Source organism: Streptomyces sp. NPDC048566, from assembly GCF_043199735.1.
Classification (GTDB): domain Bacteria; phylum Actinomycetota; class Actinomycetes; order Streptomycetales; family Streptomycetaceae; genus Streptomyces.
The window spans coordinates 239,953-261,655 of sequence record NZ_JBICWL010000001.1 but is presented as its reverse complement, the minus strand read 5'-3'; the positions used below and the strand labels follow the sequence as shown (position 1 = coordinate 261,655).

28 protein-coding genes are annotated in these 21,703 nt (G+C 73.9%); 10 read left to right on the top strand and 18 right to left on the bottom strand.

Annotation, left to right across the window (positions count from 1 at the left end; genetic code table 11):
• Positions 1 to 11: 11 nt before the first annotated feature.
• From ACGFS9_RS01070 to ACGFS9_RS01060, 3 genes are all read left to right on the top strand, one after another.
• On the top strand, positions 12 to 2,039 hold the full coding sequence (locus tag ACGFS9_RS01070) for an ATP-binding protein (protein ID WP_393249477.1): 2,028 nt from the start codon (positions 12 to 14) through the stop codon (positions 2,037 to 2,039).
• A gap of 87 nt (positions 2,040 to 2,126) precedes the next feature.
• On the top strand, positions 2,127 to 2,306 hold the full coding sequence (locus ACGFS9_RS01065; protein WP_393249475.1) for a DUF6480 family protein: 180 nt from the start codon (positions 2,127 to 2,129) through the stop codon (positions 2,304 to 2,306).
• Between the two features lie 369 nt (positions 2,307 to 2,675).
• A complete protein-coding gene (locus ACGFS9_RS01060) occupies positions 2,676 to 3,734 on the top strand; it encodes a MerR family transcriptional regulator (RefSeq protein ID WP_393249473.1) in 1,059 nt (352 codons plus the stop codon).
• 64 nt (positions 3,735 to 3,798) lie between these two features.
• Here the strand turns inward: ACGFS9_RS01060 and ACGFS9_RS01055 are convergent, their stop codons facing one another.
• The 8 genes from ACGFS9_RS01055 to ACGFS9_RS01020 all read right to left on the bottom strand — a co-directional run bounded on the left by ACGFS9_RS01055 (position 3,799) and on the right by ACGFS9_RS01020 (position 9,653).
• On the bottom strand, positions 3,799 to 5,007 hold the full coding sequence (locus tag ACGFS9_RS01055) for a cysteine desulfurase-like protein (RefSeq protein ID WP_393249471.1): 1,209 nt from the start codon (positions 5,005 to 5,007) through the stop codon (positions 3,799 to 3,801).
• A gap of 148 nt (positions 5,008 to 5,155) precedes the next feature.
• Positions 5,156 to 5,641 (bottom strand): DUF427 domain-containing protein, encoded by a 486-nt coding sequence (locus tag ACGFS9_RS01050; RefSeq protein WP_393249469.1) that lies wholly within the window; start codon positions 5,639 to 5,641, stop codon positions 5,156 to 5,158.
• A gap of 252 nt (positions 5,642 to 5,893) precedes the next feature.
• A complete protein-coding gene (locus ACGFS9_RS01045; RefSeq protein ID WP_393249467.1) occupies positions 5,894 to 6,172 on the bottom strand; it encodes a GlsB/YeaQ/YmgE family stress response membrane protein in 279 nt (92 codons plus the stop codon).
• 76 nt (positions 6,173 to 6,248) lie between these two features.
• Positions 6,249 to 7,172: a YihY/virulence factor BrkB family protein gene (locus ACGFS9_RS01040; protein WP_393249465.1), complete on the bottom strand. Its 924-nt coding sequence runs from the start codon at positions 7,170 to 7,172 to the stop codon at positions 6,249 to 6,251.
• Complete coding sequence (locus ACGFS9_RS01035) at positions 7,162 to 7,743, bottom strand: hypothetical protein (protein WP_393249463.1); 582 nt, start codon at positions 7,741 to 7,743, stop codon at positions 7,162 to 7,164. The genes ACGFS9_RS01040 and ACGFS9_RS01035 overlap by 11 nt, the downstream gene beginning before the upstream one ends.
• Positions 7,743 to 8,867 (bottom strand): DUF6286 domain-containing Asp23/Gls24 family envelope stress response protein, encoded by a 1,125-nt coding sequence (locus ACGFS9_RS01030; RefSeq protein ID WP_393249461.1) that lies wholly within the window; start codon positions 8,865 to 8,867, stop codon positions 7,743 to 7,745. Before ACGFS9_RS01030 ends, ACGFS9_RS01035 begins: the two co-directional genes overlap by 1 nt.
• Positions 8,864 to 9,049 carry a hypothetical protein gene (locus ACGFS9_RS01025; RefSeq protein ID WP_393249459.1) on the bottom strand — a complete coding sequence of 62 codons (186 nt, stop codon included), beginning with the start codon at positions 9,047 to 9,049 and terminating at the stop codon, positions 8,864 to 8,866. Before ACGFS9_RS01025 ends, ACGFS9_RS01030 begins: the two co-directional genes overlap by 4 nt.
• Positions 9,050 to 9,119: 70 nt before the next feature.
• A complete protein-coding gene (locus ACGFS9_RS01020) occupies positions 9,120 to 9,653 on the bottom strand; it encodes an Asp23/Gls24 family envelope stress response protein (protein ID WP_393249457.1) in 534 nt (177 codons plus the stop codon).
• 217 nt (positions 9,654 to 9,870) lie between these two features.
• On the opposite strand from ACGFS9_RS01020, the gene ACGFS9_RS01015 reads away from it, so the two are divergent.
• The 3 genes from ACGFS9_RS01015 to ACGFS9_RS01005 are packed head-to-tail and all read left to right on the top strand — an operon-like array spanning position 9,871 to position 11,410.
• Positions 9,871 to 10,452 (top strand): RNA polymerase sigma factor, encoded by a 582-nt coding sequence (locus ACGFS9_RS01015; RefSeq protein WP_393249455.1) that lies wholly within the window; start codon positions 9,871 to 9,873, stop codon positions 10,450 to 10,452.
• On the top strand, positions 10,449 to 11,075 hold the full coding sequence (locus ACGFS9_RS01010; RefSeq protein WP_393249453.1) for an Asp23/Gls24 family envelope stress response protein: 627 nt from the start codon (positions 10,449 to 10,451) through the stop codon (positions 11,073 to 11,075). Before ACGFS9_RS01015 ends, ACGFS9_RS01010 begins: the two co-directional genes overlap by 4 nt.
• The gene (locus ACGFS9_RS01005) at positions 11,072 to 11,410 is read left to right on the top strand and encodes a hypothetical protein (protein WP_393249451.1); all 339 of its coding nucleotides are present in this window, start codon (positions 11,072 to 11,074) and stop codon (positions 11,408 to 11,410) included. Before ACGFS9_RS01010 ends, ACGFS9_RS01005 begins: the two co-directional genes overlap by 4 nt.
• A gap of 157 nt (positions 11,411 to 11,567) precedes the next feature.
• On the opposite strand, the gene ACGFS9_RS01000 is transcribed toward ACGFS9_RS01005, so the two are convergent.
• From ACGFS9_RS01000 to ACGFS9_RS00960, 9 genes are all read right to left on the bottom strand, one after another.
• Entirely contained in the window at positions 11,568 to 12,227 is a 660-nt protein-coding gene (locus ACGFS9_RS01000; protein ID WP_393249449.1) for a fasciclin domain-containing protein, read from the bottom strand.
• Positions 12,228 to 12,774: 547 nt separating this feature from the next.
• Positions 12,775 to 13,374, bottom strand: a complete 600-nt coding sequence (locus ACGFS9_RS00995; protein ID WP_393249447.1) for a hypothetical protein — start codon at positions 13,372 to 13,374, stop codon at positions 12,775 to 12,777.
• Positions 13,375 to 13,650: 276 nt separating this feature from the next.
• A complete protein-coding gene (locus ACGFS9_RS00990) occupies positions 13,651 to 14,106 on the bottom strand; it encodes an ATP-binding protein (RefSeq protein WP_393249445.1) in 456 nt (151 codons plus the stop codon).
• An 80-nt stretch (positions 14,107 to 14,186) separates the two neighbouring features.
• On the bottom strand, positions 14,187 to 14,552 hold the full coding sequence (locus ACGFS9_RS00985; RefSeq protein ID WP_393249443.1) for an STAS domain-containing protein: 366 nt from the start codon (positions 14,550 to 14,552) through the stop codon (positions 14,187 to 14,189).
• 164 nt (positions 14,553 to 14,716) lie between these two features.
• Positions 14,717 to 15,082, bottom strand: a complete 366-nt coding sequence (locus ACGFS9_RS00980) for a PRC-barrel domain containing protein (protein WP_393249441.1) — start codon at positions 15,080 to 15,082, stop codon at positions 14,717 to 14,719.
• Positions 15,083 to 15,294: 212 nt separating this feature from the next.
• Complete coding sequence (locus ACGFS9_RS00975) at positions 15,295 to 15,678, bottom strand: STAS domain-containing protein (RefSeq protein ID WP_393249439.1); 384 nt, start codon at positions 15,676 to 15,678, stop codon at positions 15,295 to 15,297.
• Positions 15,675 to 16,790: a B12-binding domain-containing protein gene (locus ACGFS9_RS00970; RefSeq protein WP_393249437.1), complete on the bottom strand. Its 1,116-nt coding sequence runs from the start codon at positions 16,788 to 16,790 to the stop codon at positions 15,675 to 15,677. The genes ACGFS9_RS00975 and ACGFS9_RS00970 overlap by 4 nt, the downstream gene beginning before the upstream one ends.
• Positions 16,787 to 18,454, bottom strand: coding sequence for a PP2C family protein-serine/threonine phosphatase (locus tag ACGFS9_RS00965; protein WP_393250466.1), 1,668 nt, complete (start codon positions 18,452 to 18,454; stop codon positions 16,787 to 16,789). Before ACGFS9_RS00965 ends, ACGFS9_RS00970 begins: the two co-directional genes overlap by 4 nt.
• Before the next feature lie 177 nt (positions 18,455 to 18,631).
• Positions 18,632 to 18,808, bottom strand: a complete 177-nt coding sequence (locus tag ACGFS9_RS00960; protein ID WP_393249435.1) for a hypothetical protein — start codon at positions 18,806 to 18,808, stop codon at positions 18,632 to 18,634.
• A gap of 169 nt (positions 18,809 to 18,977) precedes the next feature.
• On the opposite strand from ACGFS9_RS00960, the gene ACGFS9_RS00955 reads away from it, so the two are divergent.
• Together ACGFS9_RS00955 and ACGFS9_RS00950 are read left to right on the top strand one after the other, a co-directional pair.
• Complete coding sequence (locus ACGFS9_RS00955) at positions 18,978 to 19,442, top strand: SRPBCC family protein (protein WP_393249433.1); 465 nt, start codon at positions 18,978 to 18,980, stop codon at positions 19,440 to 19,442.
• Positions 19,443 to 19,585: 143 nt separating this feature from the next.
• Positions 19,586 to 20,170, top strand: coding sequence for a DUF4383 domain-containing protein (locus ACGFS9_RS00950; protein ID WP_393249432.1), 585 nt, complete (start codon positions 19,586 to 19,588; stop codon positions 20,168 to 20,170).
• A 94-nt stretch (positions 20,171 to 20,264) separates the two neighbouring features.
• Here ACGFS9_RS00950 and ACGFS9_RS00945 read toward each other — a convergent pair whose 3' ends face one another.
• Complete coding sequence (locus ACGFS9_RS00945) at positions 20,265 to 20,519, bottom strand: hypothetical protein (protein WP_393249430.1); 255 nt, start codon at positions 20,517 to 20,519, stop codon at positions 20,265 to 20,267.
• 361 nt (positions 20,520 to 20,880) lie between these two features.
• On the opposite strand from ACGFS9_RS00945, the gene ACGFS9_RS00940 reads away from it, so the two are divergent.
• On the top strand, positions 20,881 to 21,027 hold the full coding sequence (locus ACGFS9_RS00940; RefSeq protein ID WP_393249428.1) for a hypothetical protein: 147 nt from the start codon (positions 20,881 to 20,883) through the stop codon (positions 21,025 to 21,027).
• Between the two features lie 117 nt (positions 21,028 to 21,144).
• Positions 21,145 to 21,546, top strand: a complete 402-nt coding sequence (locus ACGFS9_RS00935; RefSeq protein WP_393249426.1) for an STAS domain-containing protein — start codon at positions 21,145 to 21,147, stop codon at positions 21,544 to 21,546.
• The last annotated feature ends 157 nt before the right edge of the window (positions 21,547 to 21,703 follow it).

The following is a 21,703-nucleotide window of genomic DNA, read 5'->3' as shown; positions in this document are numbered from 1 at the left end:
AGACTGTCCACGTGTTGAGAAACCTGCCCGCCCTGCCACCCGACTTCGTCGGGCGCGGGGACGAACTCGCCCATCTGGCCAAGGCGTTGCACGAACATCGGATCGTGACACTGACCGGGGCCGGTGGTGTCGGCAAGAGCCGGCTGGCCCTCCAGGCCGCGGACCGCGTCCTCGGCGCGGACGGGGGCGGGGTGGCCTGGGCGGACCTCTGGCCGCTCCAGGACGACCGGCTGCTCGTCGCCACGGTGGCGGACGCGGTGGACTTCTCCGACCACACCACGCAGACGGCGCTGGACTCGCTGGCCGGCTGGCTGTCCGGCAAGGACGTCCTGCTCGTCCTGGACTCCTGCGAGCACCTGATCGGGCCCTGCCGCCGCATGGTCGCGCAACTGCTCTCCTCCTGCCCCGGGTTGACGGTGCTCGCCACAAGCAGGGAACCGCTCGGCATACCCGGCGAGCACCTCGTCGCGCTCGATCCGCTGCCGCCCGCGACGGACGCCGTGGAACTGTTCTGCCGGCGCGCGGCGGCGGCCGGCACCCCGGTGAGCGCACCGGCCGACATGGTGGCCGTGGCCCGGCTCTGCCGACGGCTCGAAGGCATGCCGCTGGCGGTGGAACTGATCACGGGTCAGCTGGCGCAGCGTACGGTCGAGGAGGTCGACCTGGAGATGGGGCTGCGCCTGGACATCGCGGCCGGCGCCGCCCCCGCGGGGCCTCCGCGGCACCGCGCCGTCCGCACCACGATCGGCTGGAGCCACGAACTGTGCACCCCCGCCGAGCGGTTGCTGTGGGCCAGGATGTCGGTGTTCCGGGACGGTGTGGACACGGCGACGGCGCGTACCGTCTGCGCGGGCGGCCCGCTGTCGGCCGAGGCCGTCGAGCACGCCCTCGACGGCCTGGTCAGGAAGTCCGTCCTGACCCGTGAGGGCGGCTCCCACCGGATGCTCGACACGGTCCGGGAGTACGGCGCCATGTGGCTGGAGCAGCTCGGCGAGAGCACCGCGGTCGCACGACGCCACGCCGACCACTTCCTGACCCTGGCCCGCCGCTCCCGGGACGGCTGGCTCGGTGAACGGCAGGCCCACTTCTACGGCCTGCTCGGCTCGGCCCACACCGATCTGTGCGCGGCGCTCGACCACCTCCTCGACGACCGCCCCGACACGGCGCTCGACCTGGTCGGCCTGCTCGGCTTCCCGTGGAGCTGCTGCGGCCATCTGCGGGAGGCGTCCACCTACCTGGAGGACGCGCTGGCCCTGTCGGACGCCTCCGGCCCCGAACGCACGCTGGCGCTGTGGGCGCTGGGCGTGACCCGCGTGCTGCGCGGCGAGTACGCCTCGGCCCTCCAGCTCGCCGAGGTCTGCCGGCGTCGCGCCGACCTCCAGGAGGACGCCGAGGGCGCCCTGCACGCCACGTACCTGCTGGGGCTCGCCCATCTCCTCCAGGGCCGCCCCATGGTGGCCAGGCATCACGTGGACGGCGCGCTGCTCGGTGCGGGCGGGACGGCGTTCGGTTCGGCCGGGCGTCTGATGTGCCACCTGGTGCGGGTCTTCGCCCTCACGGCGGAGGGCATGCTCGGCGAGGCACGGCGCACGGCCACGGAACTGAAGCAGGGCTGCGTGGAGCGCGGCGAGTGGTGGACGCGCTCCTACGCCGACTACCAGTTGGCGCTGATCTCCCTGTTCGAGGACCGGGCGGGCGACGCCACCGCGCACGCCCTGTCGATGCTGGACGGCAAGCGGCGCATCGGCGACAGCTTCGGGCTGGCCCTCGGACTCGACCTCCTGGCCGCGGCGCTGGCCGCACAGGGCGCGGGGGAACGCGCCGTCGCCGCGTTCGGCGCCGGTGAGACGTACTGGAGCGCGGTCGGCCACCCGCAGCGCGGCACACCCGAGCTGGGACCGGTACGCGAGCGCTGTGAGAGCACGGCCCGCTCCCTGCTCGGCGACGACGGCTACGAGGAGGCCCTCCTCCGGTCGACGCTCTCGGACCCCGAGACGGTGCTGCTGGGGCTCCTGGGACGTTCGGGCCCCGTGTCCTGACCGGGCAGGGGGCCGCACCGTCCCGGCCGGCCGTCGGTCCGCCCGTCCGCGGATGCGGCGAAGCCGGTTCGGGCGGACCGTGGAGACATGACACATCCACTCGTACCACCCGGAGAGACCCCGCCCGTCGAAGGCTCCATCGCCGAGGCGCACCAGGAACGGGCCGACGGCGGGATCTGGGAACACCCCTACCTGTGGCTCGGGCTGATCGTCGTCGGCTCGCTGCTCTTCGCCGGGTTCTTCGTGGCCCGGATCGGCGGACTCTGACCCGGCACGGCATGTCTCCTCCCCGGCGGGCCCCGGTGCTCTCCGGGGCGGAGGCGTGAGCTGCGCCCGGGAACGTCGGGTCAGCGCGCGGCACCGCGGACGACGGCTGCCCCGACCGCCGTGCCGGGACGTCACCCGCGTCCGTCGGCGCCCACTGCATCCGACCGGCTCGCCCGGACCGAAAGAGGGGTGAGCTCGGTGCGTCCGCCGGGCCGCACCGGCTTCGGAAGCGAGGCGAGCCCCTGCCATGACCTGCTCCCGTCGTGCGCCGGAGCCCGGCGCCCCACCGCCTGCCGCCGTCGCCGCCACCACGTCCGCCTCCGGCTCCGCGCACGGGACCCGGACCACCGGTGCGAGAGGGGGCGGCGCATGGGACTGACCGCCCGCGGGAACGCGGAGACCGGACCGGCCGAGGCCCGCGACAACGCCGACGCGGGAGTGACCACCGGCTCGCTGGCCAGGAAGCTCGGCGTGTCGCCCACGACACTGCGGTCCTGGGACCGCCGGTACGGCCTCGGACCCGCGGTGCGCCCGGACGGGCGGCACCGCCGGTGGTCGCCCGGCGACGTCGCCATGGTCCAGGAGATGTGCCGGCTCACGGCCGTCGGCATGCCCCCGGCCGAGGCGGCGCGGGCCGCGAAGGAGGCGGCACGCGGCGGCGGACCGGCCGGCGCGGTCCTCGTGACCCGGCATCCCGCGGACGCGCGCCCGGCCGAGACTCCGGCGGCCGCTCCCCCGCCGCCGGCGGCCACCGCCTCGCGGTCGGCCACCGGCCTCCCGCTCGGTGACGTGCGCCAGGAGTGCCGCGGTCTCGCCCGGGCGGCGGTCCGCCTGGACGCCTTCGCCGTCCAGCGGCAGCTGGCGGCGGCGGTGGACCAGCACGGCCTGGCCACGGCGTGGGAGGAGGTCATGGTGCCCACGCTGCGCGCGGTGGGGCGCAAGTGGGAGTCCTCCGGGGACCGGTACGTCGAGGTCGAGCACCTGCTGTCCTGGCACGTCTCCGCGACCCTGCGCCACGTGTACGTGGCGGCCGCCGGCCGGGGCCGCGACGACGCGGCCCCGCCCGTCCTGCTCGCCTGCCTTCCCGGTGAGCCGCACACCCTCCCGCTGGAGGCGCTGAGCGCGGCACTCGCGGAGCGCGGGGTGCCCGTGCTCATGCTCGGCGGGGCCGTCCCTCCGGAGGCGCTGATGACGGCGTTCCACCGGGTCGGCCCCGCGGCGGTGGTCCTGTGGTCGCAGTCCACGCACACCGCGAACCTGCCGCTGGCCCGGCACATCGCCGCGGCGCGCTGGGGCATGAGGGGCGCCCGGACGCAGAGTCAGGTCCTGCTGAGCGGGCCCGGCTGGGGCAGGCAGACGGGACCGGGCCTGCTCCGCCCGCGCCATCTGGGCGACGCACTGCGCCTGATCACCGCTCGGGAGGGCTGACCCGGGGGCGGCCCGTGCGGGCCGCCCCCGTCCCCCGCTGCCCGGCGCGTGGCGGGCCGTGGCCCTACGAGCGCAGGAAATCCGCCAGACCCTCCAGCAGCCGGGCCACCTCGTCCTTGTCGGTGTAGGGCGACAGCCCGACGCGCAGCCCGCCGGTGTCCCCGAGGCCCAGGTGCCGGGACGCCTCCACGGCGTAGAACGATCCCGCGGGCGCGTGCACCGAGCGGGCCGCCAGGAACCGGGAGGCCTCGGCCGCGTCCCTGCCGTCGAACCCGAGGAGCAGGGTGGGCGTCCGCACGGCGGCCCTCGCGTACACGGTCACACCGGGCAGCGCCGCCAGCCCCGCCTCCAACTCCCCGCGCAGCCCCTCCTCGTGCCGCCCGATCGCCGCGAACGCGGACCGCAGCCGGTCCCGGCGCCCGCCGCTCGCGTCCGGTGCGAGCCCGGCGAGCAGGTCGACGGCGGCGGTGGTGCCGGCAAGCATCTCGTAGGGCAGCGTGCCGAGTTCGAAGCGTTCCGGCACGACGTCGGTGGACGGCAGCAGTTTGTCGGGCCGCAGCCCCTCCAGCAGCTCCGGTGCGGCGACGAGCACTCCGTGGTGCGGGCCGAGGAACTTGTACGGGGAGCACACGAAGAGATCGGCGCCGAGCCGGGCGAGGTCCACCGAGGCGTGGGCGGCGTAGTGCACGCCGTCCACGTGGAGCAGGGCGCGCGGGTGCCGGTGGACCAGCCGGGCGATCCCGGCGATGTCGGGCATCGTGCCGATCAGGTTCGAGGCGGCGGTCACGGCGACCAGCCGGGTGCGCTCCGACAGCAGGTCCCCCACGGCGGAGGGCGGCAGTTCACCGGTCGCCGGGTCGAAGTCGGCGCGGCGCACCCGCGCGCCGGCCCGCGCCGCCGCCTGCATCCACGGGCGGATGTTGGAGTCGTGGTCGAGGCTGCTGACCACCACCTCGTCGCCGGGCTCCCAGTCCTTCGCCAGGGTGTGTGCGACGTCGTAGGTGAGCTGGGTGGCGCTGCGGCCGAAGACGACCCCGGCGGCGTCGCCTCCCACGAGATCGGCCATCGCCTGCCGGAATTCCCGCACGTGCCTCTCCGCGTTCGCCTCTCCCGGTGTCAGGTGTCCGCGGATCGACAGCGGGGACGTGAGCGCGTCGGCGACCGCCCGGGCGACCCGGGCCGGGGTCTGGGTCCCGCCCGGACCGTCGAAGTGGGCAACGCCGGACCGCAGGGCGGGGATCTCGGCGCGCAACGCGCCGACGTCGTAGGTCACTCGGGCTCCTCACGGCTGGTGGGGCGCGCCCCGCGTCGGCCGGCCGGGCGGCGGAGCGCGCCGCGGTCGGCGCCCGGTGGGGGCACGCGCTGTCCGACGATCATCGCAGGGTGCGCGTCGCACGGGGAGGGCACGGGCCCCGGCGGCCTCACCAGCCGAGGGTTCCCGGGCCGCCCTTGAACGGTCCGCGGATCTCCGCGGTGATCCAGCCGCCGTAGAAGTCGCCCTCCTGCGCGGTGACGGGCTCGCCGTCCACCGTGATCCGGTCGACGCGCGTGGGGTAGAAGGCGAGGTGGCCCGCGAGCGCGGCGTAGCGCTGCGCCGGTTCGGGATAGCTCCACGCGGCGCCGTGCCGGACGTCGCCGCCGACGGCCAGGTCCCAGTAGACGGCGGGCCCCTTCCACTCGCACCAGCTGCTCCCGGCGGCCGGGCGGAGCAGGTCGGTGCGGACGTCGTCCGCCGGCAGGTAGAAGACCGGAGGGTGGCTGGTCTCCAGGACCCGCAGGGCGCGGGTGGTCTCGGCGATGCGCTCGCCGCCGCATTCGACGACGACCGGACGCCGGTCGGGCTCCATCGCCGGGGGACGGGGGTAGTCCCACACCGATTCGGGGTTGCGTTGCCCGTGGGGTTTCATGGCCTCTCCTGTCCGCGGCGTGCCGCCCTGCCCTGCGGGTGCCGGCGGGCGTCTCCACGAGGACTTCGCGGGGCGCCCCGGCCGCGGATGCAGCGTTCGGCGGCCGCCGGTGCCCGGCCGACCGCGGTGGGCGGCACCGGTTCGCGCGCTCGGTGCGCCTGGTACGGAAGACGGCTCGGGGCCGGCGTCCGGAGGAGTTCCGGTGCCGGCCCCGAGCCGTGGGTGGTGCCGCGTCGTGGGGGTGCGGACCCCTTAGGCGTGGCCGTGCGAGCGGCGGTTGCCCGTGAGCACGCGGTACAGGATCAGCAGGATCAGCGACCCCGCGATGGCGGCGATCCACGTCGACAGGTCGAAGAACCCGTCGATCGAGTCGACGTTGAAGATGACCTTGCCGAGCCAGCCGCCCAGCAGACCGCCGGCGATGCCGATCAGCATCGTGACGATGATGCCGCCCGGGTCCTTGCCCGGCAGGAGCAGCTTGGCGATGGCACCGGCCAGCAATCCGATCAGAATCCAAGCGATGATGCCCACGGTTCCTCCACTGTCCCTACAGGTGTGATGTCCATAGTCCGTGTGCGCCGAACGGGCCGCCACAAACCTTCGAATCTCACAGACCCGTCTGCTTCTCGGCTGTCGCCGCCTCGCTCAGCTCGGCGGTGAACTGGGCTCCGGCGAGCAGCGCGAGGTTGGACAGCCAGAGCCAGACGAGGAAGACGACGAGGCCGGCGAGCGACCCGTAGAGCCTGCTGTAGGTGCCGAACATCGAGGCGTACACGGCGAACCCGGCCGAGACGACCAGCCAGAGACCGGCCGCGAGAACACCGCCGGGCAGGCTGTGGCGGCGCCTGCGGGCCGCGACCGGGCCGGTGTGGAACACGATCACGACCAACAGGGCGACCAGGCACAGCAGCAGCGGCCAGCGGAGCACGCCCCACACCGCGGCGACCTGCCCGTCGAGGCCGAAGACCCGGCCGGTGGCCTCGGCCACGGGCCCGGTCAGCAGCAGCACGAGTGCGCTGACCACCAGCAGCCCCAGCAGAGCGATCGCGGTCAGCACCAGCCGGTGCGCCGTGCGCCAGGCCGAGCGGTGGTCCGCCACGTCGTGCATCCGGTGCAGGGCGCGGCGGAACACGGCCAGGTAGCTGGAGGCGGACCAGAGGGCGCTCGCGGCCCCCGCGACGAGCAGGGTCCAGGCCGCCGACCGCTGGCGCAGCATCTCCCCCAGCGCCTGGTGCAGTTCCGCACCCGACTGGCCGGGCGCGTAGGCCGTGACGTGGGCGATGAACTGCTCGGCGGTGTCCGGGCTGATCAGGCCGAAGGCGACCACCATGACGAGCATGGCGGGCAGGACCGCCAGGATCGCGTAGTACGTCAGCGCGGCGGCCCAGTCGGAGACGTCGTCGTTCCACATCGACACCGGGGTGCGCCGCAGCGCCGGCCACCACAGTGCGGGCAGCCGGCGTGCGGGGCGGCGCAGGACGGCGGGCCGCACCGTCTCGATGGCGCTGTTCGGACCGGACTCAGCGGACATGCGCGCTCCGGTGGGGGCGGCTGCTGATCCGTACCTGCGGAAGGACCGGGCACGGGGCGGCCGCGATCCGTGCTTCCTCCATGAGCGCGGCCAGGGTCACGAGGACTCCGTTCGGTGGGGTGTCCGGGGCGAGCCGGACGTGGGCGCGCACGTACAGCCGGCCGCGACGGGCGCGGACGGCGACGCGGCTGTGGGCGACGCCGGGAACGGACGAGGTGCGCCGGGTGAGCAGGTCGGCGAGGGCGCGGGTCCGCAGGACGGCGCCGCGGGGTGTCAGGGTCAGCCGGGAGCGCGTCGCGCCGCGCAGGCGGCTCAGGGCCACCAGCAGGCAGACCAGGGCGGCCGCCGTCGCGACGGCGACGGCGCCGGGAACCCACCAGGGCTGCGTGCGCAGGTCCGCCACGCGGCCGGCGGAGACCCACACGAGGTCGGGGCCGGCCTTCGGCCACCACGCCGGCATCCGGTGCGCCACCGACGGAGCCGAGGAGAGCGACCAGAGGCCGGCCGCGAGCAGGACGAGTCCCGCCCCGGCCAGGACGGCACGGTTGGCGGTGCCGGACGGCTGTTCCATCACGCCTCGCTTCCGGCGGATCGGGGGTGCCCGGCGGGTTCCGACGGGTCGGGTGATGCGGGCGGGTCCGCGGGCCCGGCTGCGGTGGGCCGCGTCTCCTCACAGGGGTCTTCCACGGATCGCGGCCGGGCAAGCGCGGTCCCCTCGCCTGCGGGGCGGGACGGCCCGGCGGGCCGCGCCGGCGGTTCACCCGTCCCGCTTCGGGCCGGCGGGAGGTGCGGCGGGCCGGTCACCGATTCCGGCGGCTGCCAGAGCGGCGCGGGCCGCAGGGTGATCGTCGGCCGTGGAGCCCGGCGCAGCGCGCAGTCGTCCAGGGCGCGGCGGACCGCGGCGGCGACGGCCTCGGCGGCTGTTTCCCGTGCGCCGAAGGCGAGTTCGGCGCGGACGCGGGCGCGCCGGCGGCCGACGCGGACCCGCACGCGTGCGCAGCCGGGCACGTCCGTGACGGCGTCGCGGATCACCGAGGCCACCGCCGTGCGGTCCACCGCGGCGTTCAGGCCGGGCGTGGCGGCGCCGAGCAGTCCGCGCCGGCCCGGGGTGAGCGCGAGGGCGCACAGCCAGAGGCCGACGACCGCGAGGACGGCGCCGAGGGCGGGCGGGAGGTCCGCGGGCCCCCGGCGCTCCAGCGCGTGGAGCAGTCCGGTCCGCCACGCGGCGGCCGGGTGGCCGGCGAGGTGGACGCGCAGCAGGTCGACGGTGACCGCGCCGCAGCCGAGGGCCGCGGCGAGGGCCGCCCCCACGACGGGGACGCGCCGCGCCGACCAGTGGCGCCGGGGTGTCCGGCCGGCCGACGGGGGTTTCACGAGGGTCGTCGCGGACGCCCGGGCCGGGCCGGTCAGGCCGGTGACGGTGACGCGGGCCGGTGCGACCTTGAGCCCGGTGAGCCGGCCGGTCTGCTCCGTGACGTGCCGCTCCACCCGGTCGGCGCTCGCGGCGAGCGGCGCCGGGTAGGGCAGGGCGACGCGCAGGGAGACCGCGGCGCGCCGCCCGCTGACGCGCGCCGAACCGCGGGCCGCGGGCCGCGCCCCGCCCTCCGGCAGGGCCTCGGTCACCGCGCGTTCGGCGATCCTGCGGACGGCCCGGTCCGAGACGGTGGTGGTGCCGCGCACCGCCCCGTCCGTCATCGGTTCCTCCGCTCGAACAGGTCCCGGAGGTCCTCGGCACGGCCGCCGCCCTCCAGGTAGCGGCCCGCGGCCCAGCCGACGGCGCCGAGGGCGGCCACCAGCAGGAACGCGCCGAATCCGCCGAAGTAGCCGGCGAACGCCAGGGCCATGCCCGCGAACATGCCGACGATTGCTCTGTTCATTCCTCACCTCTCACGGCCGGCGCCCGGCCGGCGTCCTCGGCCCGGGGTCCGGACGGGGCCGATCGGGGTCTCATTCCACGCGCGCGTCCCCGTACGCCTCCTCGCCGTCGTCCTCGGGCAGGTGGACGTCGTTGACCGCGACGTTCACCTCGACGACCTCCAGTCCGGTGATGCGCTCCACCGCCGAGACGACGTTCTCGCGCACGTCCCGCGCGACGTCGGTGATGGGCACGCCGTACTCGACGACCAGGTCGAGATCGATCGCGGTCTGCCGCTCGCCGACCTCGACCTTCACGCCGCGGCCGACGTTCGGCCGCCCGCCGGGCACCCGGTCGCGGACCGCGCCGATGGTCCGGGAGAGCCCGCCGCCCATGTCGTACACGCCGGGGATCTCGCGCGCCGCGATGCCGGCGATCTTCACGACGACGACGTCGGCGATGGACGTCTTGCCCCGGCTGTCGGCCGGCGCTCCCGCTCCGGACAGTCCGCCGCTGAGGGTCGTCGATCCGCCGGCGCTGCCGGCGGCCTTCCCGGCCGCGGCGGACTCGGGGCGGGACGGGGCGGCCTCGCGTCGGGTCTCCGGTGCCGTCTGCTGGGTTGTCATGACGATCTCCCACTTCGGTCGCTGTGAACTGCCTTCGTGGGAACAGACCCGGCCCGGGCCGTTCTGTTACGCCCCCGGACCGCGTTCTTTTTCCGGAGTGCGCCCTCCCGCGCCGGGGAGGAGGACCGGACGGGTGCATCCACGGTCGTCCCCGGTGCGTAACAGGGGAGCACGCTGACGTGTCCAACCCGCAGAGGCAAGCGAGAGGAGCCACCGAGTGCCGGGGGCCCAGAGACAGATCACCGAGCCGGCGGACGTCGGGACCGACGACGCGCTGCTGGCCGCACGGGCGGCCGAGGGCGACGAGGAGGCCTTCGAGACCCTCGTGCGACGGCATGCCCCGAGGCTGGTGGGGCTGGCGACGCGGTTGCTCGGCAGCCGCGCGGAGGGCGAGGACGCGGTGCAGGACGCCTTCGTGAGCGCGTGGCGCAAGCTCCCCGAGTTCCAGGGGAGATCGTCGTTCGGCACGTGGATGTACCGGATCGTGACCCACCGGTGCCTCAACGTGCTGCGGGCCCGGCGGCCCGAGAGCGCCCTGGAGGCGGTGGCGGAGGTCGCGGCCCCCGAGTACGTCGCCTCGCCCTCCCGGCTCGCGGAGTCCCGGGCGGCGCTCGACGCGTTGCAGACGGCGCTCGCGGACCTCTCGGCGGAACAGCGCACCTGCTGGGTGCTGCGCGAACTGGACGGCCGGTCCTACGAGTTCATCGCGGACACCGTCGGAATCAGCCAGCAGGCGGTCCGCGCCCGCGTCTTTCGCGCACGACACCGACTGACACAAGCGATGGGGGCTTGGCGATGACCCACCACCACGGCCCGCCGGAGGGGCGGCTCGATCCCGACGACGACGGCGAACTCCTGCCCTGTGGACGGGCGCTGTTCGAGGTCTGGGAGACGGCGGAGGATCCCTCGCGCACCGACGCCCACGCCGAGCACTGCCCGCACTGCGGGCGGGCCCTCGGCGAGTGGACCCGCCTGGAGTCCCTCGTCGGCGGCCTGCGCGCCGAGACGGAACCCGTCGCCTCGTACGACGCCACCGCGCTGACGCGGCGGGTGATGGACGTGGTGCGGGTCGAGCTGCGCCCGGGCAGGCCCCTCCCGCTGGGCGGCCCCGCCGAAGACCTGTGGATCATGGAAGCGGTCGCGGCGCGGACGCTGCGCACCGCGGCGGAGAGCGTCGCCGGAGTCCGCGCGGGGTCGTGCCGGATCGTCCCCCGGTCCCCCGCTGCCCCGTCCGGGGTGGACGTGCGGCTGGAGATCGCCGCCCCGGCCGGCGCCGCACTGGACCACCTCGCGGAGCGGGTGCGCGAGGCGGTCCTCGACGCGGCGCACACCCGCCTGGGCATGGACGCGGCGGCCGTGGACATCCGCATCACCGATCTGATCGGCTCCGTGGCCGACTTCGAGGAAGGCCGCGACCGATGACGCGCTACGCCGTGCACGACACGCTGACGGAGGCCCTGGCCCGGACGGTCCTGGAGGTGCCGGGCGTCGCGTTCCTCAAACCCGGTCTCACCGAACTGCTGCGCGCCCGGACCGGCTCGGGAGCGGCGCGGGCCGGAGCGCACACGGCCGGCATCCGGGTGACCCGGCGCGGCACGTCCGATCCGTGGGAGGTGGACGTGCGGATCGTGGCACGTGGGGAGCGCCGCACCGTCGATGTCGCCCGCGCCACGCGCCGTGCTCTGGAGGAGGCCCTGGAGGTCCTGCTCCCGGACGGGAAGGCGTCGGTACGGGTCACCGTCACGGGACTCGTTTAGCCACGGCGCGTCCCGTTGCGGCGGCAGAGCAGCGCGGACACGCGGACGAGGAGTGACCGGGACGGACGCGTGTCCCGGTCACTCCTCTGTTCCTGCCCGCCACAGGAATCCCCGGCGGCCCCGCGGCCGTCTCCCGCGGGGCCGGGGCGGTCGTGCGTCAGCTCTTCGGCATCAGAACGGTGTCGATGATGTACACGTTGGCGTTGGCGGTCTTCACATTGCCGCACACGACCTTGGCGGAGTCGTTCACCGTGTACGACTCACCCGAACCGCTGGTCGTGAGCTTGCTCTTCTCCAGCGTGTCGAACGAGCCCTTCTCCAGGTCCTTCGGGGCGAGCTTCTGGCCCACGACGTGGTAGGTCAGGATCTTCGTCAGCTGCGCCTTGTCGGCGAGGACCTTGTCCAGGGTGTCCTTCGGAATCTTCGCGAACGCGTCGTTCGTCGGCGCGAACACGGTGATGTTCTCGGCGTTGTTCAGCGTGTCGACCAGACCGGCCTTCTTCACGGCCGTCACCAGGGTGGACAGCGCCGGGTTGTTCGACGCCGCCGTCGCCACCGGGTCCTTGGCCATGCCGTCGAAGGAGCCCGCGCCGTCCTTCGGCACCGAGGAGCAGGCGGGGCCGAACGGCTCGTCCATGCTGCCGGCCATGCCCGAGGAACCAGCGGAGGCGTCGTCCGAAGCCGGCGCGGAGGCGGACGCCTTCGCCGAGCTCGACGCGTCGCTGTCCTTGCTGTCGCTGGAACAGGCCGTCAGGGCGATCGGCAGAACGGCGGCCGTGGCAAAGGCGACAGCGACGTGACGGATACGCATGCTCATGAGGTTCTCCTGTCGGAACGAAGCGGCATTCGCGGCGCAGCCCAGCAAATACCGTGGTTTTCGAGCGGGAATCGCGTGGAGAACGAATCGGCGGTCCTCGGGGAAGCACCGGCCCTACGCCCGGGGGCGGTTGTCGAACTCCTCGTTTCTCGGCTCACACGGGGAATCCGGCGCAGCGACGGCCCTGGATTGGTCGGAGTTTGGGCAATCACCGGTTCGGGGGAAATTCGCTGCCGGACCAATCCGGAACGGGAGCAGCTTCGGAGAACTGTCCCCGCTCGACGCAGGCGGGCCGCCGATACCGGTGACGGCCTCTCCGCGCGGCTCTGCCCGGCAGGGTTGCGGTGTCGTCGTGTGGCGTCCGGTTCGTGACGGCCGGTTGAACAGCGGGGCCGGGAACGGAAGAGGCACGGTTTCCCAGGTCATGGAGTTCTCGACGCCCCGCGACCCGAGTGGAAGACCGTGCCTGCCGACGCACCATCGCCGATCCCGGCCGCTCTTGGGCAGCTCCGCCGGCAACCCGAACCCGCGAGAGCGTGTCCTGCCCTCAGGACCACCTGGCCTGCTCCGCAGAGCCGGACGAACGCTCCGGGGCCGTCCGGGCACGGCCGGCGGACGCCGACGCGGAGGCGAGGACGAGGAAACTGCTGAACGCGTAGAACACAGCCGGGACGGCGCTGGAGACCCGGAGTTGGCACTTCAGCGCCTCGTGGTACTCGCGCTCGGTGAGCTCCACCCTGACACTGCGCTGCGGGTGCGCGCTCTTGTCCCAGTAGGTGTAGTAGTAGCCTGACGCGTCTGCATGTACGTCCTCGGCTGCGCCGGCACCGGTCGCAAAGCCAAGCGCGGCCAGGCAGACGATGAACCCGTAGGCGAGCTTGAGCGCGGGTGGCAGCAGCAGGACGTACCCGATGAACCGGGCGGCATTGTGCGGGCCCATCAGCTGGGCCCCGGCTCCGCCGGCGACGCTCAGGACGAGCGCGACGGCGAAGACCGGGATCACGGTGCCGCACAACCCCCATACGAGCCACTTCGGCAGGGTGTACTCGCCGGGCAGCCAGGTCGAGGCCATACACAACAGATCGACGCCGCAGAGCACCAACGTCAGCCCGAAGTGCACCCTGTAGCCGCCTCGCAGCTCCCCCATGACGGTTACCTCCCGCAAGCCCCGGATCGGTGCACCACAGCCTGCAGCACCTCCGCAATCGCCCCTGGGGCGCGGGACTCCGAGTTGGAAGCCGCGCCTGGCGTCCACGAGCCGGCAGACCGTCACACACCGGACGTCACTCGACTGCGCCGAAGCCCTGCCCCGCCCGGGCCCGGCCTTCGCGCCCCTCCCCCACGATCCGGAGGCCGGGGCCGCGGACATGCCGAAGCCGCGGCACGCGGGCCGCGGCTTCGGGGCGGGGCGTCGGCTCGACGGTCAGCGCAGGGGGACGATCACCCGGATCGTCTTCCCGCCGTCCGGGCACGGCTCGATGGCGATGTCCCGCGACAGGCGGATGATCAGCGGCCATCCGTAGCCGTTCGCCTGGCGGTGCTGCGGGATCTCCCCGCTGCCGTAGGCGTGGATCGGCACGACGTCGCTGCGGTCGCGCACCTCCAGGCACACCCCGCCCTCGGTCGGCACGGCGGTGAACCCGGCCAGCCCGTCGCCGTGCCGGATGGCGTTGGTGACCAGTTCCGAGACGACGAGCAGCAGGTCGATGACGGCTTCCTGGCGCACGTCGCCGTCCGGGAAGCCGGGATGCTCGCGCACGACCTCCTGAACGTGGCGGCGCGCGCCGGCGGCGCTGGTGACGGCCGTCCCGGCGTTGGGCGGACGCGCGGGCGGGGAGGCCAGGGAGGCGAACGGCGGGGCTTCGTTCTGGTCCGTCATGCCGGTGTCCCTGAGGTCGGGTTCGCCCGAACCGACCGTTCCCACGCTCCGGTCGGCCGCGGGAGGGCGGTTGGCCGGGTTCATCGCTCGGTCGCCGTGACCGGGAGTTCCAGGGCTTCCTGGATGGTGCCGACGAGGACGAAGAAGCCCTCGGTTCCTGTCACGTCGAACAGCCTCCGAACGATGTCGCTGAACGGTCCGCAGACCACCATGGGTGTGCCGCCGGCCCGGTGTGCGCGCTGCGCCTCGAGGAGGACGTGCAGGATCGACGAGTCCGCGAAGGCCGTCTCCGACAGATCGACCACCGTACGGGACGAGCCGACACGCTCGGCGAGGTCGAGCGCCTCGGCGAGGTGGGACGCGGTCTCGTGGTCGATGTCGCCGCCCACGCGCACGACGAAGGCGTCCTGGACCGCCCGATGCGTCACGGTGGCCTCCAACCCCATCTGAACACTCTCTCTCGTCTGCTCGCGCTCGCCTCATGGTCGCGCGAGGACATCCGACCGGCGGACGTGATGGTCCGCGGGCACTCCCTGTCGCTTCGGCCCGGAGGCCGCATCCGGATGCAGGCGGTCCGCCGGCCGGCCCCGGCGCCTTCCGGACGGCACCCTCAGACGCGCTGCCTCGGGGGCAGGCTCCGGTAGTAGCTCCCGACACTGGAGAGGTACGCCGGGTCGGCGGTCTCCCGGTCGGTCTTGAACGAGGGCGCCGACTTGATCTCCTCGCGGGTGCACGCCACGGTGATCTTCCGTGCCGCGGTGTCGATGCCGTCGACGAGACCGACGGGGACCAGGACGCTCTTGCCGAACACCCAGAGCCCGGTGTCGACGACGAGGTGCCGCATGCCCGCCTCGTCCGCCTGCCGGTCCACGTGCCCCACGGTCCCGTCGGTGGCCTCGACGCCGTAGCCGGCCAGTTCGTGCACCTCGGGGTGGTCGAACTCCGGTGCGTACGCCCAGATTCCGTCGACTGTCATGCCGTCCTCCTTCAGCTCGCCGGTCCGCCGCGCCGTCGACGCGCTCGGGGCGCCCGCACGGCGGGGAGCGGGCCGGAAGACGGGAATCCGTCCTCGGGCCGCTCTCAGGGCTGCAAATACCCTGCTATCCGGTCCGCATTCGGTGGAATCACGTCGCGCGTCCGGGGTCCTGGTGACGAACCGCCGTTCGCCCCGGAGCCGCTGATGGACCGTCAGCCCGTGCCGGGGCGCTGCTCGCTCTTGCTCACGTCACAGGGTGCCGTGAGGTGGTCGAGCGTGCCGGTGATCTCCAGCAGCCGCTCCAGGTGGGGCGGTCGCTCGTCCAGGTGCAGGCGCACTCCCGCCGCGTCCGTCCGCCGCCGGATCATCAGCAGGACGGACAGTCCCATCGAGTCGATGCCGTGCAGCCCCGCGAAGTCGAGGTGCAGGTCGAGCAGCCGCCCCTCGGCGGCGGGCCGGACGGCGATGTTCTGGTCGACGGTCCTCATCAGCTCGTCGCATGTCTCGTAGTCGAGATCGCCGCCGACGCGGACCACCAGCCCGGTGGTCTCGGCCTCGACGGTGAGCGTGAAGGAGGGTGGGTGCGAAGTCGTCATGCGGGCTTTCCGGGGCCGGGGATCGTGAATGCTGGCGTACTCCGGGTGCGGAGCGCCTCCCGCGCGTGCGCCAGCGTGCGGCACGCGCGCGGGAAATCCTTGAGCTGGACGGCCAGCAGGTCGAGAGCGGGGTCGAGGCTCCGGGCGGGGACCCGGCGGGCGGTGAGGATGCCCGCCGTCCACAGGATGAACCCGGCGAACAGCTCCTCGTCGTCGACGTACAGCGACGTCCCGAGGAACTCCACGATGTGCGCGAGGTCCTCCGCGGTGCGGCGGCGCTGCTCCTCGGCGTACCGGCGCATCGGGGGGAAGCGGTTCTCCAGCTCCGTCAAGGTTTCCTTGACCAGCTGGTGCGTCGTCCGGGCGACGATCGTGTACTCCTGGTCGACCAGGTGGGGCAGGTCGTCCACCGTCTGGTGCGCGGCCATCGGGTCGGGCCGGTCCAGGCCCTTGGCCAGGGCCGCCGCGGCCTGTCTGGCGTCGCCGGCCCAGGCGTCGGCGCCGAGGGCGCGGGCGTGGCGGCCGTCCGGCCCGAAGGCGGCGCCGCCCGCGATCACCGGCACGCCGGCGGCCTGGCAGGCGGTGATGGCGGTGTGGGCGGCGGGCAGGTGGGTGGGGATCGAGGAGGACAGGGCCACCGCGTCCGGTCCGGTGCGGTGCAGGTGCCCGATCAGGTGCGGGGTGGGCACGTGGGCGCCCAGGAAGTCCACCTGCCAGCCGCGCAGCCGCAGCGTCTCCGCGAGCAGCCGGGCGGGCAGAGCGTGCCATTCCCCGTCCACGCAGGCGACCGTGACCCGGGAGCCGCGGGGGACGGTGTCCGGACCGGGACGGGTGTGGTGGGCGAGCACGGCGATCGCCCGCTCGTGGATCGCGGTCGCGGTGTGCTCCTGGGCGACGGTCAGCCGGTTCGCGGCCCATTCGAGGCCGACCCGCGCCTGTACCGGTGCGATCAGGTCGAGCAGGACGGACTCGGGGTCGCCGGACGCCGTCATCGTGTCGAGGACGACGGTGGTCGCGAGGGGCTCGTCGCCGGTGTGGACGGCCTGCCACAGGCGCTCGCGCGCCTCGGGGAGCGCCAGGTGCGCGGCGGACCGGGTGGAGGAAGCGGTCATGCGGTGTACCTGCCCCGCGTGTGGCCGTTCACCGCACTCAGGTGCGCGTGGTGGGGAGCGGTGATCGCGACCGTCGCCATGTCGTCGTGGATTCCGCGGCCGACCCACTGGGCGGCGAGCATCTGGACGTGTTCGACCACCGCCTCGGCGGGCATGCCGGCGCACTGGGTGAGCGCGGTCTCCAACCGGCGGATCCCGAAGAGTTCGTCGCCCAGCGGGCCGCCCCTCGCCTCCGTGATGCCGTCCGTGAAGAACAGGCAGGTCTCCCCCGGTGCCAGCGCGACGTGGGCGGTCGTGGAGTGGATCTCCCAGAACGCCCCGACGAGTGTGCCCCGGGTCCTGGCGTGCTCGACCGTACCGTCGGCGCGCACGATGAGCGGCGCCGGGTGGCCCGCGCTGGTGACGCGCACACGGACCATCCCCCCGCGCCGGACGACGGAGGCCATGGCGAGCGTGGCGAAGCGGGTGTGGTGGGAGTTCATCAGCGCGCCGTTGAGCAGGCCGAGAAGGCGCTGGTGGTCGCCGGCCAGCGGCAGGAGCGCCTGCACCGTGTTGCGGATCTTGCCCGTCAGTACGGCGGCTTCGAGGCCCTTGCCGCAGACGTCCCCGAGGACCACCAGGGACTCCTGCCCCTCGTCGGTGCCGGGGTGGACGTCGTAGAAGTCGCCGCCGACCCGTTCGGTCTGCCCGGCGGGCCGGTACTTCCCGGCGAACTCGATGCCGTGCACGTTGTGCAGCTGCGGCGGCAGGAGTTCGCGCATCAGGGTCGTGGTGATGGCGGCCTGCTCGGCGTACATGCGGGCGGCCGACATGGCCGCTCCCGCGCGGGCCGCGAAGAGGCGCGCGAAGATCTCCTCGCTCTCGGTGAACGCGGCGTGGTGGCTGGAGCGGAGCAGGATCAGGGCGCCGGCCGGCACGCCGTGACCGGGCAGCGGGGTGACGACGGCGGAGCCGACGGGGTCGGTGAAGTCGTCGGGGACGATCCAGTCGGGCACGCTCGCCGGATCGATCCAGCGGGCGGGCACGGGCGGGAACCCGCGCAGGGCGTCGCCGAGTCCGGGCAGCAGGCCGACGTCCTCCAGGACCGTGCGGTGCACCAGGCCGCCGTCCGGGCCGCAGAAGGTGAGGGGCACCTTGCGGCCGCGCGGCGGGGCGACGATCACGGCCGCGTCGGCGAGGTGCTCCGCGGCCAGGCGGGCCGTGACCTCCATGCAGCGCTCGACGTTCAGGGACGACAGCAGTGCGCTGGAGGCGCCGGCCAGGAACGCGGTGCGTTCGCGCTCGCTCTTGAGGGCGTCCTCGACGAGCCGCCGGTCGGTGTCGTCGACCAGCCACCACATGACGTCGCCGTCGTCGGTGCAGGTCGGGTGCGCCTCGAACGTGCGGTCACCGACCCGGCCGGCGGCCGACGGAGCGGGGCCCGAGCGCCGGGGGCCGGGGACGGGCGTGCGCAGCCGGCCGTGCGCCCCGGCCAGCCACTCGGGAACCACGTCCCGCAGGGCGGCGCCGGTGACGGCGCCGGGGAACAGCGCGGCGGCCGCGCTGTTGAGGTCGATGACTGTGCCGGATGGGTCCGCGACCACGACGGGGTAGGGGGCGGAGCCCCACGTGGCGCCGAGGCCGACGCCGCGCGGGCTGGCAGGAGGCTGCTGGGAAGTGTCCACGAGCAAGGGCGCGCGAGTGCGGGCCCACCACCTTTCCGGACGACAGATTGTTTCCGTGCGGCAACCATCTCGCGGTCGACGGCCGCTCTGCAAGTCGATGGGCGGATGTCACACGCACGGGGGACGGCGGGCCGGGGCCCTGTCGCGCTCGGCGGCGACGCGGCCCCGCCCCGGCGGTCACCGACGGCGGCCGCGCGTGTTCCAGCCGCTGCCCACCCCGGCCACGTGCAGCGCCAGCAGGGCGAGCCCGATGAGCATGACGTTCGTCGAGCTGAACACGTCGTTGGTGGATATGTCCGCCGCGTTGATGAGGAACGAAATGAAGAACAGTACAGCGGCGACGATGCCGAGCATGGGGTCTCCTCGTGTCGAAGTGGTGGAGACCGGATGCCCGGCGGAGGCGACTCGACACTCTGTCGACCGCCGGTTCCCTGCATCCGCCCGGCGGGCCCGCCGGGAAGAGGGGAGGACCTGTCAGCACGCCGGCGCCGCCGGCCCTCCGGACACCGCGCAAGGAGTACCGATGATCGAGGTGGAACGCACGCTCACGCTGGACCACCCGCTGCCCGACGTGGTGGTGTACCTGGCGGACTTCGCGCACACCGAGGAGTGGGACCCGGGAACGGTGAGCTGCCGCCCCACCCGCGCCGGCGCTCCGGTCGCCAAGGGCTCCGAGTGGGACAACGTGTCGGAGTTCCGCGGCCGGCGCACGGAGCTGCGCTACCGGCTCGTCCGCCGCGAGGAGCGCCGGCTGACCTTCGTGGGGCGCAACCGCACCGCCACCTCGACGGACGACATGAGCTTCGAGGCGGCCGACGACGGAGGCACCCGGATGACCTACCGGGCCCGGATCGAGTTCCACGGCCTGGCCAGGCTGGCGACGCCCTTCCTCCGCAAGGAGTTCGAACGGCTCGGGGACGCGGTGGTCCGGCAGCTGCCGGGGGCGGTCGACCGCCATTTCGAGGCCGGCGCCCGGCCCGCGGGGTGATCCGACGCCCCCGCTCCAGGCGACCCCGCCCGCTGCGCCATCCTCGCTGCAACCACCGGGGCGGTTTTGGCGGAATAGTGGGACGAACCACACATGACGGGCGCCGCCTGCGTGCCCGTTCCCGGTAGGCGAAGGGGAAAGCCATGAAGCTCCAGGACGAACTGCCGGTCGACCACCAGCTCGGTGCGGTGTACCGCTGGGGCGCGGCCTTCTGCGGCGTGGTGCTGCTGATCTTCGGCAGTCTCGGCTTCGCCGACGAACTCAGCCCGTTCGCCACGAACGGCAACACCATCGCGGGCATGTCGAGCAACGGCGCACTCAGCCTGATCTCCGTCGTGGTCGGCGTGGCCCTGATCGCCGGCGGGTTCATCGGGGGGAACGTGGCCTCCACCCTGAACATGGTGGTCGGCACCCTGTTCCTGCTCAGCGGCTTCGTGCACATCTTCATCCTCGACCGGTCGGCCAACATCCTCGACTTCGGCATGAGCAACGTCATCTTCAGCTTCGTGATGGGCCTGGTGATCCTCACGTTCGGCATGTACGGGCGGGTGTCGAGCAAGCTGCCGCACGACAACCCGTACTGGCAGCGCCGGCACCCCCGCGAGGCCGCCCAGGAGAACCTGGCCCGGCGCCGCCGGCAGCCCGCGGGCGCCGGCGCCCTTCCCTCCGGCGGGGCGCCGAGCGCCCTGGAGAGGACACCGGGAGCGTCGGACCGCGGAAGGGGCTGACACGCCACCGGGGCGGCGCCGCGTCACCGCACCATCGGCACAGGGGCGTGGCCCCCGCGGTCCGCGGGGGCCACGCCCCTGTATGCCGATAGCCCTAGGAGGCTCCGGCGGACGCCCGGGAGCCGCGCGGCGGCACCGGGCCGTCGTCCGCCGGTTCGGTCGCCCGCCACACGCTCTCGTCGCCCTCGGCCAGGCCCAGTCCGGCCAGCCCCCTGAGATGGCCCAGCACGGTGGAGCGCTGGAAGCCGACGGTCGCGCTCAGCTCCGCCACCTCGGCTCCCCGGGGACCCGCCTCCGCGAGCCGCTCCCAGGTGCGCACCGCGTGCCGGCTGAGTCCGCTCTCGCTCACCCTTCTCGACACCTCGCCGGCACTCGGTCCCGTGGTGTCCTGCCCCGGGATCGCGGCGGTCGTCCGGGCCGCCCCGGCCGCGGCGGCGGCCGTCCTCTCCGGTACCGCGCGCGGTGATCTCCTCGGTCCGACCGGACGCGGCGTCATGTTCACCTTGCGGTGCCTGCGGCCCTTGCGGTGTCGGCTCATCGATTCCTCATCTCCGCCTCGACGATGCTCACGAGAGGAGAACGAGCCGGACCCGGCAAGGTAGTTCAGCCGTTCGACGGAACCGCGGCCGAGGGCCCTTGCCGGGTCTGAGGCGGCGGTCACGGGGTAGCCGGGACGTACACAGCCCGATCCCCGCGCCGGAAGGACGGTCATGGCAGGAATGGTGCAGCGCCTCAAGGAGTTCGCCCGCAGTCCCCAGGGGCGGCGCACGGCGGAGGAGATCCGGCGTGCCGCGGCAGACCCGCGGAAGCGGGCGCAGGCCCAGCGGCTGCTCGGCAGAATGCGCGGACGCCACTGACGACGGCACGTCTCGGACCCCGGTCTTCACGACGATCGGGGTCCGAGGTGCGTCGAATCGAACATTCGGGGTAGCCAGCCCTCCTATACCCATGTTGTTCTTCCGTAGGAGGTAAGCGTGTCCGCAGAGCTGGAACCGCTGTCCATCGATGTCACCCTGCCCCGCGAGGACGTGGCGCTGCTGACCGTCGAGGGGTCGCTGGACATCGACACGGCCACCGAGCTGCAGCACCACCTGGCGAACCAGTTCCACCACGGACGGCGCCGCTTCCTGCTGGACCTCTCGGGCGTTCCGTTCATGGACTCCTCCGGCATGAACGTGCTGCTGCGCAGCTACCAGGAGGCGCGCAAGGTGTCGGGCAGTGTCCACGTCATCGCACCGACCCCCGCCGTGCGGCGGATCCTCGACCTGACGGGGGTCAGCCTCACGGTGTCGGTCTCGGACACCCTCGACGAGGCGCTCGCGCTGGTGGACTCGTGGCAGGAGGAGGAAGAGCGGTCGGGTACTCCGGCCTCCTGACAGCGGCCGAGACCTTTTGCGTCGACATACGGGGCCCGGGGACGGGCCCGCTGAAGGTGGGGGGGGGGGGGGGGGCGGGGCGGGGGCCCGCCCCCCCCCCCCCGCCCGGGGGGGGGGGCCCCCCCCCCCCCCCCCCGCCGGGGCGGCCCGCGCGCCC